Raw genomic sequence first — 8,014 nt, forward strand, 5'->3', positions numbered from 1 at the left:
TCTTGCGTGCGGCATACCAGAAATGCCGAAGCGGCTGGATTTCACCCGGGCTGCCCATCGTGACGTATCGGTGCACCCCCTGTAACCTCCGCGCCCAGGAAACCCCTGAGGACACGCCATGGCCAAGCAGCAAGCCCCCGCACTCGAACCCCGCACCGGCGGCCGCATCCTGGCCGACGCGCTGGTGGCCCAGGGGGCCAGCCATGTCTTCGCCGTGCCGGGCGAGAGCTATCTGGACCTGCTGGATGGCCTCTATGCCAACCGCAACCGCATCAACCTGATCACCTGCCGGTTCGAGGCGGGTGCCGTGAACATGGCCGAGGCCCATGCCAAGCTGACGGGCGAGGTCGGTGTCGCCGTCGTCACGCGCGGCCCCGGCGCCTGCCATGCCTCGATCGGCGTGCACATCGCGCACCAGGACAGCACGCCGCTGGTGCTGCTGGTCGGCCAGATCCCGGTCGAGGAAACCGACCGCGAGACCTTCCAGGAAGTCGATTACCGCAAGATGTTCGCCCCGCTGGCCAAGTGGGTGACGCAGATCGACGATGAGAAGCGCATCCCCGAACTGATCGCCCATGCCTTCGACGTGGCGCGCTCCGGCCGCCCGGGCCCGGTGGTGGTGGCGATCAGCGAGGAAATGCAGAAGCGCCTGGCGACCGTGCCCGATATCGGCCCCGCCGTGGTCACGCCGCCGTACCCGGCGCCCGAGGCCATCGAGGCCATGATGAAGATGCTGGGCAAGGCCAAGCGCCCGCTGGCCGTCATCGGCGGCGGCGCGGGCTGGACGGCCGAGGGCCGCAAGGCCATCCAGAAATTCCTGGTGGCCAACAAGCTGCCGGTGGCCGTCGGCTTCCGCCGCCAGTCCAACTTCGACGGCACCAGCGACAATTACGTGGGTGACCTGGGCGTGGGCGCCGATGCGGGGCTGGTGCAGCACGCGCGCGACTCCGACCTGATCCTGGCCATCGGCACCCGCATCGGTGAGCCGGTGAGCCAGGGCTACACCCTGTTCGATATGGCGGGCGCGAAGCCCATCATCCATGTCTATCCGGACCAGGCCGAGATCGGGCGCGTCTACCGCCCGGCGCTGGGCATCACGACCGACCTCAATGCCTTCGCCGCCGCGGTGAAGGGGCTGAAGGTCTCCAAGCCCGGCTGGGGCGCCTGGACCAAGCAGCTGCGCGCCACCCGCCTGGCCCAGGCCGAGGCGCCGGAATACGAGGGCCCGCTGAACCTGGCCCGCGCCCTGCAGGCGCTGGAGAAGGTGCTGCCCGAGGACACGGTGTTCACCTGCGACGCCGGCAATTTCGCCACCTGGCCGAACCGCTTCATGCACGTCAGCCAGAAGCAGGATTTCCTGGGCCCGACCAACGGCGCCATGGGCTACGGCATCCCGGCCGCGATCGGCGCCAAGATCGTGGCGCCGGAGCGCGAGGTGATCTGCTTCGTGGGCGATGGCGGCGCGCTGATGACCGGCCAGGAAATCGCCACCGCCTTCCACCACCATGTGAACCCCATCATCATGGTGTTCAACAACGGCCAGTACGGCACGATCCGCATGTATCAGGAGCGCGCCTACCCTGAGCGTGTCTCCGGCACGCAGCTGACCAACCCGGATTTCGCCCGCTTCATCGAGGCCTTCGGCGGCCATGGCGAGGTGGTGGAAGCCACGGATGAGCTGGTTCCGGCCTACAAGCGCGCCTCGGCCAGCGGCAAGCCCGCGATCATCGAGGTGCGGATGAACCCCGAGCAGGTGACCAACCGCGCCACGGTGGCCCAGCTGCGCGCCCAGGCGAAGAAGTAGGGCCGGGGGCCTATCTCGGCGGGGGTGGATCGGGCACATCACTGCCATGATCGAAGCCGCCCCCGCTAAGGTGAATCTCTACCTGCATGTCATCGGCCGCCGGGCCGATGGCTATCACGTGCTGGACAGCCTGGCGGTGTTCGGCCCGGCGGCCGATGAGGTCCGCCTTTCCCCCGCGCGCCGCCTGGCGCTGGAATTGCAGGGCCCCTTCGCGGAGGGGCTGCTGGCCGAGGCCGACAATCTGGTGCTGCGCGCGGCCCGCGCCCTGGCCAAGCAGGCCGGCATCGCCCCCGAGGGCACGCTGACCCTGGTGAAGAACCTGCCGGTGGCCAGCGGCATTGGCGGCGGCTCGGCCGACGCGGCGGCCACGCTGCGGCTGCTGAACCGGGCCTGGGGGCTGGGCCTGCCCGAATCGGCGCTGCTGGAACTGGCGCTGCCGCTGGGCGCCGATGTGCCGGTCTGCGTCGCCAGCCGCCCCACCCGGATGGGCGGGGTAGGGGAGGTGATGGGCACCGCCCCCCGCACGCCGCCCGCGCATCTGCTGCTGGTGAACCCGCGTATTCCGCTGTCCACGCCCGATGTGTTCCGCGCCCGGCAGGGCGGCTTCACGCCCATGGCGGCGCTGCCCGCGGCCTGGGCCGATGCGCGCGCCATGGCGGAAACCCTGCGCGGCACCCGCAACGATCTGGAGGAAGCTGCGATCTCCCTGGTGCCGCAGGTGGCGGAGGTGCTGAGCGCGATCGGCGCGCAGCCCGGCTGCCTGCTGGCGCGGATGAGCGGATCGGGTGCCACCTGCTTCGGCCTGTTCGCCCGGGCGGAGGCCGCGCTGGCCGCCGCCGCCGCCATGCCGCATGCCTGGTGGAGCGCGGCTGGCCCCCTTTACGAACCGGCCGCTTGATGGCACTTCACCGCTGTCCCGGCCTTGGTGGGGTGTAGCCAAGCGGTAAGGCAGCGGTTTTTGGTACCGCCATTCCCAGGTTCGAATCCTGGCACCCCAACCACCTCAGCCCGGCAGCAATTCCTCCACCGCTTCCAGGAACATGTCGGCCTGTTCGCGCGTCAGGCACAGCGGCGGGCGGATCTTCAGGATATTCGCGCCGGGGCCGGAGGCGGAGATCAGGATCCGGCGTTCCCGCAGGGCATTCACCAGCCGGCCGGTCTCGGCCGTGGCGGGGGTTTTCGTCACCGGGTCCAGCACCAGCTCGCAGCCGATCGACAACCCCGCGCCGCGCACATCCCCGATGATGGGGCGCCGCGTGGCGATCCGGCGCAGGCCCTCGGTCAGATGCGCGCCGATGGCGGTGGCGTTATCGGCCAGCTTTTCGTCCTGCAGCACGCGCAGCGTGGCGAGTGCTGCCGCCGCCGAGACCGGGTTACCGCCGAAGGTGTTGAAATAGCGTGCGCGCTTGCCGAATCGTTCCAGCAGTTCCGGCCGCAGCGCCAGCCCCGCCACCGGGTGGCCGTTGCCCATCGGCTTGCCCATGGTCACCATGTCCGGCACCACGCCATGGCGCTCGAAGCCCCACATCGTGCCGGTGCGGCCGAAGCCGGGTTGCACCTCATCCGCGATGAACAGCGCGCCCGCGGCCCGCGCCGCCTCGGCCGCCGCCGCCAGGAAGCCAGCGGGGGCCGGGAAGACGCCGTCGGAGGTGAACATGGTGTCCACCAGCAGGGCGCTGGGCTTGATGCCGTGCCGGGCCAGGTCGGCGAAGGCGGCAGCGATGTCGGCCGCGAAACGCGCCGGCATCTCCGCCCCGCCGCGATAGGCATCGGGGGCGGGCACGGTGGCCACATGCCGGCCGAGCGGCACGCCCTCACCCAGCGAGGGCGAGAGGGCCGCCAGCGCCGAGGTCACGCCATGATAGGCCAGCGCGGTCACCACCACGCCCTCGCCGGCCGTGTGCGCGTTGGCGATGCGCAGCGCCAGGTCGTTCGCCTCGGAACCCGAGCAGGTGAACATGCAATGGCCGAGTTCCGGCGGCAGGGTGGCCAGCAGCGCCTCGGCGTAGTCCAGCACGGTTTCGTGCAGGTAGCGGGTGTGGGTGTTCAGCTTGCCCGCCTGCTCGGCGATGGCGGCCACGATGCGCGGATGCGCATGCCCCATGGAGGCGACATTGTTGTAGCAGTCGAGGTAGCGGTTGCCGTGGCTGTCGAACAGCCAGGCGCCCTCGCCGCGCACGACATGCACCGGGTGTTCGTAGAACAGCCGATAGGCGGGGCCCAGCAGCTTCTGGCGCCGGGCCACCATGGCCTGCTCCTCGGGCGAAAGGCCGGTGGCGCGGTTGGGATCGAAGGCGTTGATCATCGCCATCCCCTTGGGCGGGGCGCTGGTATCGGACATGGCGGTCATCCTTGCTGGTTCATGAGGGTTTCGAGCCCGGCCCGCGCGCCGGGCGCGTTGCGCAGGATATAGGCGGCGTTTTCCGGCTGCAGCCGGGCACGCCAATGGGTGATCAGCACCGTCAGCACCATGCGTGTGGCGATCAGCACCGGCAGTTGCGCCACCAGCTCCTCCGGCAGCGGCTGCACGGCCCGATAGGCCGCGACGAAGGTCCGCACCGCCAGCAGGGGATCGGTCCCGGGCAGCAGCAGATAGGCGCTGGTGGTCGCGACCTCCTGCAACAGGGGCGCGCGCACCACGTCGCCGAAGTCGATGATGCCGCAGGGCTGGCCGGCCTCGTCCACCACCACATTGTGGGGGTTCAGGTCGTTGTGGATCGCCTGGGCCGGCAGGCCATGCAGGGGGGGCAGCCGCTCGAACCGGTCCAGCGCGGCTTCGGTCACCCGGCGCAAGGCCGGGTCGGAGATTTCCGCCAGCAGGGGGCGCAGGCCGGGGGCCTCGCGCAGGTCCCACAGCAGGCGGCGCTGTTCCGCCGGGTGGCGGAAGCCCGCGAAGGCGCGGTCCAGCCTCGCGGCCAGCGCCCCCAGCGCCGGGGCGGCGCGCAAGGGGTCCGTGGTCGGGCGGCCGGGCAGATAGGTCAGGACGCGCAGCAACGCGCTGCGCCCTTCCAGCGTGGGGTGGGGGCGGGTGGTGCCGCCCTCCCGGTCGCGCAGCATGCGCGGCACCGGCAGGCCGGGGTCGGCCGCTTCCAGATGCAGCAGGGCGGCGGTCTGGAAATCGGTGATCGCCGGGTCCTCGTCCGGGTGGGCCAGCTTGACCAGCAGCGGAGGTGCGTCCTCGCGCTCCAGGCGGAAGTTGCGGTCGCGCTCGCCGCCCAGCGGCGCCAGCCGGCCGCGCAGCCCCCAGTGGCGGGCCAGCACCTCCGCCAGGGCGTCCTCGTCCAGCCGGGGCGGCGGGGCGAGCATCATCGGGTCGTCGATCGGATGCGGCTGCATGGCGCATGGTGTATCGTGCTTGAGTGTGCATGACAATCTGGCATGCCAAAAGTGACAAAACCGATCGCCTCGCTTATATTGGCCGCATGAACGCCGAGCCCCCCTTGCGCGACACGCTCGACCGCCAGGCCTATCGCGCGGTGCGGGAGGCGCTGATGTCCGGCGCGCTGCGCCCCGGCCAGGGCATCACGCTGCGCGGCCTGGCCGAGACGCTCGGCATCAGCCGCCAGCCCGCCCATGCGGCGCTGCGCCGGCTGGAGGCGGAGGGCGCGCTGGTGGCCTCCCCCAGCTCGGGCACGCTGTTCGTGCCGGTGCTGGGTGCCGCCGATCTGGAGGAACTGCTCGATATCCGCATCCATCTGGAAGGCCTCGCGGCCCGCAAGGCGGCGATGCGCGCGGAGCCCGGGGATGTGGAGCGGATCAGCGCGCTGTGCGATGTGCTGGAGGCGGAGGCCGACAAGGGCGACAGCCGCGGCTACGCGCTGGCCAACCGGGCCTTTCACGCGGCGGTCTATGCCGCCAGCCAGTCGCCGATGCTCTGCGCGGCCATCGAGCCCTTCTGGCTGCGCATCGGCCCCTATGTCGAACTGATGATGCCGCACCGGGAGGTGCTGCTGGCCTCCATCCCCCGCCACCGGGAGATCGTGGCCGCACTGGCGCGCCATGATGCCGAGGCGGCGGCGCTGGCGATCCAGCAGGATCTGCGGGAATCGGCCGAGGGCCTGCTGCGGCGGCTGCGCCAGGGGCCGCCCGCCCGCGCCCGCGCCGTACCGGGCCTGGGCTGACCGCCAGCGCTGTTCACTGATAGAAGGTGGGTATCAACGCCCGCGAGCCCGCCATGTACATCCCGCCCGCCTTCCGCGTGGAAGACCTGCCCGACCTGCACGCCATGATGGGCGCGGCGCGCCTGCCGAGCCTGGTCACCGCCACCGCCGAGGGTTTGATCTCCACCCCGCTGCCGCTGTTCCTGGCGCCGGAGGAAGGGCCCTATGGCACGCTGTATGGCCATGTCGCCCGGGCCAACCCGCACTGGAAGCTGCCGGCGCTGGGTGAGGCGCTGGCGATCTTCATGGGCCCGGATGCCTATGTCAGCCCGTCCTGGTATCCCTCCAAGCGGGAGCACCACAAGGTGGTGCCCACCTGGAACTACGTGGCCGTGCACGCCTATGGCCCGGCGGAGTTCTTCGAGGATGCGGACCGCCTGCTGGAGGTCGTCACCCGCCTGACCCGCCAGCACGAGGCCCCGCGCGCCGAGCCCTGGGCGGTGTCCGATGCGCCGGAGGCCTTCGTGCGCGCCCAGCTGCGCGGCATCGTGGGCCTGCGCCTGCCGATCTCCCGCCTGGAGGGCAAGCGCAAGCTGAGCCAGAACCGCGAGGCCGCCGACCGCGCCGGCGTGGCCGAGGGGCTGGCCGCCAGCGAGCATGAGGGCGACCGCGAGGTGGGCCGGCTGATCCCGCGCTGAGCGGGCGTTCAGCCCGCCTTGGATAGCGCGTCGAACGCCTTGAGGCGCGCGATCAGGGCCGGCATTTCCCGCAGCGGGATCATGTTCGGACCGTCGGACGGCGCGCGGTCCGGGTCTTCATGGCATTCGATGAAGACGGCCGCGACCCCCACCGCCACGGCGGCCCGCGCCAGCACGGGCGCGAATTCCCGCTGCCCGCCGCTGCTGCCGCCCTGGCCGCCGGGCTGCTGTACGGAATGGGTGGCGTCATACACCACCGGATAGCCGGTGGCCGCCATGATGGGCAGCGAGCGCATGTCGCTGACCAGCGTGTTGTAGCCGAAGCTGGCCCCGCGCTCGCACAGCAGGATGCGCTCATTGCCGGTGCTGGCGATCTTGGCGGCCACGTTCACCATGTCCCACGGCGCCAGGAACTGGCCCTTCTTCACGTTGATCGCGGCACCGGTTTCACCGGCGGCCAGCAGCAGGTCGGTCTGGCGCGACAGGAAGGCCGGGATCTGCAGCACGTCCACCGCCTCGGCGGCCGGGGCGCATTGCTCGGGCAGGTGCACGTCGGTCAGGGTCGGCAGGCCGGTGCGTTCGCGCACCTCGGCCAGGATGGCCAGGCCCTGCGCCATCCCGATGCCGCGCTGGGCCTTGCCGCTGGTGCGGTTGGCCTTGTCGAAGGAGGATTTGTAGATCATCGGCACGCCGGCCGCGCTGGCCATTGCGACGATGGCGTCGGCGGTTTCCAGCGCGTGGGCGCGGCTTTCGATCTGGCAGGGGCCGCAGATGAAGGCCAGCGGCAGGCCGTTGCCGATGATGATCGGGCCGATCTGTACGTTCGTCACTCTGTCCTCGCGGGTCTGGCGCCGCGGCTTCTAGCACCAAACCCCTAGAGCAGATACTTGTCGTTCAGCGCTCCAGGCACCTTCACCACCACGTTGACAGCGTCGGTTACCGCCTCGAAATCCGTGGCCTCGCCTGGTTCCAGCACGATGATGTCGCCGGCGTTCCACTCGCGGCCCGCCATGCGCACGGTGCCCGACAGCACCATGGTGACCTCGGTCGCCACCTTGTGCATGTGCAGCGCCTCCGATTCCCCGGCCTTGTAGGTGCGCACGGCCACTTCGCAGGCATCGCTGTGCAGGGCCGTGGGGTTTGTTCAGACTGGAGAGATGTTTGACAGGTGTACGGAGACATCCCTGACGGTTTTGAGATGGGGTGTTTCGTCCCTGAGGTCGAGTGTGGCGAGAGGAAATCGCGAGAAGAACAGCTGCCACACGCCATCCTGGCTGGTGGCCCCGAAGGCCACGTCCAGCCCCTGAAAGGCCTGTGACAGCTTCAGCGGCCACCCCTTGAAGCGCAGGTAGCCATCCCGCCCCACCCGACGCACCAGGTCGCTTGCGTGATACAGCGGCTCTGGCAGCTGC

Annotated in this window: 9 protein-coding genes and 1 tRNA gene; 5 read left to right on the forward strand and 5 right to left on the reverse strand. The window is 70.5% G+C overall.

Annotated elements, in window-relative coordinates; translation table 11 throughout:
* Positions 1–118 precede the first annotated feature (118 nt).
* The 3 genes from GT007_RS14770 to GT007_RS14780 all read left to right on the forward strand — a co-directional run bounded on the left by GT007_RS14770 (position 119) and on the right by GT007_RS14780 (position 2,805).
* Positions 119–1,804 (forward strand): thiamine pyrophosphate-dependent enzyme, encoded by a 1,686-nt coding sequence (locus tag GT007_RS14770; RefSeq protein WP_160122398.1) that lies wholly within the window; start codon positions 119–121, stop codon positions 1,802–1,804.
* Positions 1,805–1,850: 46 nt separating this feature from the next.
* Positions 1,851–2,702, forward strand: a complete 852-nt coding sequence (locus GT007_RS14775) for a 4-(cytidine 5'-diphospho)-2-C-methyl-D-erythritol kinase (protein ID WP_160122399.1) — start codon at positions 1,851–1,853, stop codon at positions 2,700–2,702.
* Between the two features lie 28 nt (positions 2,703–2,730).
* Positions 2,731–2,805 (forward strand) — tRNA-Gln (locus GT007_RS14780).
* Between the two features lie 2 nt (positions 2,806–2,807).
* On the opposite strand, the gene GT007_RS14785 is transcribed toward GT007_RS14780, so the two are convergent.
* Together GT007_RS14785 and GT007_RS14790 are read right to left on the reverse strand one after the other, a co-directional pair.
* Positions 2,808–4,145, reverse strand: a complete 1,338-nt coding sequence (locus GT007_RS14785; RefSeq protein ID WP_408015552.1) for an aspartate aminotransferase family protein — start codon at positions 4,143–4,145, stop codon at positions 2,808–2,810.
* 5 nt (positions 4,146–4,150) lie between these two features.
* On the reverse strand, positions 4,151–5,140 hold the full coding sequence (locus tag GT007_RS14790; protein ID WP_160122400.1) for a phosphotransferase: 990 nt from the start codon (positions 5,138–5,140) through the stop codon (positions 4,151–4,153).
* Between the two features lie 86 nt (positions 5,141–5,226).
* Here GT007_RS14790 and GT007_RS14795 point away from each other — a divergent pair, with 86 nt between their 5' ends.
* Both GT007_RS14795 and GT007_RS14800 read left to right on the forward strand, forming a co-directional pair.
* Positions 5,227–5,925 carry a GntR family transcriptional regulator gene (locus GT007_RS14795; protein WP_160122401.1) on the forward strand — a complete coding sequence of 233 codons (699 nt, stop codon included), beginning with the start codon at positions 5,227–5,229 and terminating at the stop codon, positions 5,923–5,925.
* A gap of 26 nt (positions 5,926–5,951) precedes the next feature.
* Positions 5,952–6,602, forward strand: coding sequence for an FMN-binding negative transcriptional regulator (locus tag GT007_RS14800; RefSeq protein ID WP_236571678.1), 651 nt, complete (start codon positions 5,952–5,954; stop codon positions 6,600–6,602).
* Between the two features lie 8 nt (positions 6,603–6,610).
* On the opposite strand, the gene kdsA is transcribed toward GT007_RS14800, so the two are convergent.
* The 3 genes from kdsA to GT007_RS14815 form a co-directional block, all read right to left on the reverse strand.
* On the reverse strand, positions 6,611–7,432 hold the full coding sequence (gene kdsA / locus GT007_RS14805) for a 3-deoxy-8-phosphooctulonate synthase (RefSeq protein WP_160122402.1): 822 nt from the start codon (positions 7,430–7,432) through the stop codon (positions 6,611–6,613).
* Positions 7,433–7,476: 44 nt separating this feature from the next.
* Positions 7,477–7,704, reverse strand: coding sequence for a cupin domain-containing protein (locus tag GT007_RS14810; RefSeq protein WP_201451929.1), 228 nt, complete (start codon positions 7,702–7,704; stop codon positions 7,477–7,479).
* A gap of 42 nt (positions 7,705–7,746) precedes the next feature.
* Positions 7,747–8,014, reverse strand: a 268-nt coding sequence (locus tag GT007_RS14815) for a hypothetical protein (protein ID WP_201451930.1), incomplete at its 5' end; no start/stop codon positions are given.

The sequence above is a fragment of the Rhodovarius lipocyclicus genome, from assembly GCF_009900765.1.
GTDB lineage: Bacteria > Pseudomonadota > Alphaproteobacteria > Acetobacterales > Acetobacteraceae > Rhodovarius > Rhodovarius lipocyclicus.